The following is a 319-nucleotide window of genomic DNA, read 5'->3' as shown; positions in this document are numbered from 1 at the left end:
GGTCCCGTACTCGGCGTCGCGTTCCTCGGCGTCGGCGTTGACCGCGTCGAGGAACTGCCCGTCCGTGACGCGCATCACGTTCGCCTTGTGCGTGACCGTCACGTCCGCGCCACGCTCGTCGGCGTACTCGAAGCCGAACTCGGCGATTCGGCGGGAGGCGGACTCGGTGATCACGCGGGTGAGCGTCGTCACGCCCTCGCCGAGATCGCTCTCGTGGCCCGCGTAGACTCCCTCCGTGTTCTCCCGGACGAACACGAGATCCGTCTCCGGCCGGAGCGCGTCGACGCCGGGGTACGCGCGGGCGGGCCGGACGTTCGCG

The 319-nt window shown here is 71.2% G+C and carries 1 protein-coding gene; it reads right to left on the bottom strand.

Annotated elements, in window-relative coordinates; translation table 11 throughout:
* Positions 1 to 319, bottom strand: a 319-nt coding sequence (locus ACFR9S_RS11225; RefSeq protein ID WP_379818680.1) for an isocitrate/isopropylmalate family dehydrogenase, incomplete at both ends; no start/stop codon positions are given.

This window comes from Halolamina salina (assembly GCF_042678005.1).
Classification (GTDB): Archaea; Halobacteriota; Halobacteria; order Halobacteriales; family Haloferacaceae; genus Halolamina; species Halolamina salina.
This window is presented reverse-complemented; position numbering and strand designations above follow the sequence as displayed.